This is a genomic window from Pseudomonas fluorescens (assembly GCF_902497785.1).
GTDB lineage: Bacteria > Pseudomonadota > Gammaproteobacteria > Pseudomonadales > Pseudomonadaceae > Aquipseudomonas > Aquipseudomonas fluorescens_BO.
This window is the reverse complement of record NZ_CABVHK010000067.1, coordinates 1-1,155: the sequence shown is the minus strand read 5'-3', so window position 1 is coordinate 1,155 and position 1,155 is coordinate 1. Positions and strand designations below refer to the sequence as shown.

Annotated in this window: 2 protein-coding genes; both read left to right on the top strand. The window is 62.1% G+C overall.

What is annotated here, in order from left to right:
- The first annotated feature begins 250 nt into the window (after positions 1-250).
- The gene (gene lptM / locus F8N62_RS31435) at positions 251-433 is read left to right on the top strand and encodes an LPS translocon maturation chaperone LptM (protein ID WP_150712944.1); all 183 of its coding nucleotides are present in this window, start codon (positions 251-253) and stop codon (positions 431-433) included.
- A gap of 9 nt (positions 434-442) precedes the next feature.
- Positions 443-1,155 (top strand): diaminopimelate decarboxylase family protein (locus F8N62_RS31430; protein WP_150714206.1); only part of this gene is annotated, 713 nt, incomplete at its 3' end.

Here is a 1,155-nt window from a genome sequence, read left to right as displayed (position 1 = left end):
TTTCGCGAGCAGGCTCGCTCCCACAGGTACAACGCTAACCCTGTGGGAGCGAGCCTGCTCGCGAAGAGGCCGGCACATTCAACCTATCGCTGGCTGACACACCGCTTTCGCGAGCAGGCTCGCTCCCACAGGGAATGCGTGATCTCGAATGATCTGCCAAGCCCCGCCGGACGGGAGCCCCGTCGCATAGGCAAGCTGCCGGGTGGCCGGTATACTCCGGCGCAATTAATGCATTTTCAAGGATTTCGCCATGAAGCGCCTGATCTCATCCCTTGCTGCGCTCGCTTCGCTCGTCGCTTTTGCCTCCTTATTGTCGGCCTGTGGTCAAAAAGGCCCGCTGTACCTGCCCGACGAAAATCAAGACCCTGCCGAGCAAGCGCAGTCCTCGCAAAAGCAGCCGTCCAAGGCACACAAGCACGACGTCTACCAATAAGGGAACGCCATGGACGCTTTTAACTACCGTGACGGCGAGCTGTTTGCGGAAGGTGTTGCCCTGTCCGCCATCGCCGAACGCTTTGGCACACCGACCTACGTCTACTCCCGCGCCCACATCGAAGCCCAGTACCTGGCGTACGCCGATGCGCTGGCCGGCATGCCGAGCATGGTCTGCTTTGCGGTCAAGGCCAACTCCAACCTGGGTGTACTGAATGTCCTGGCGCGTCTCGGCGCCGGTTTTGACATCGTCTCCCGTGGCGAGCTGGAACGCGTTCTGGCCGCGGGCGGCAGCGCAGACAAGATCGTGTTTTCCGGTGTCGGCAAGACCCGTGACGACATGCGCCGCGCACTGGAAGTCGGCGTGCATTGCTTCAACGTCGAATCCACCGACGAGCTCGAGCGCCTGCAAGTGGTCGCCGCCGAGCTGGGCGTTCGCGCGCCGATCTCGTTGCGCGTGAACCCGGACGTCGATGCCGGCACGCACCCGTACATTTCCACCGGTCTCAAAGAAAACAAGTTCGGCATCGCCATTGCCGACGCCGAAGACGTGTACATCCGCGCCGCGCAGTTGCCGAACCTGGAAGTGGTCGGCGTCGACTGCCACATCGGTTCGCAACTCACCACCTTGCCACCGTTCATCGACGCCCTCGACCGCCTGCTGGGCCTGGTTGACCGCCTCGGCGATTGCGGGATTTACCTGCGTCACATCGATCTTGGTGG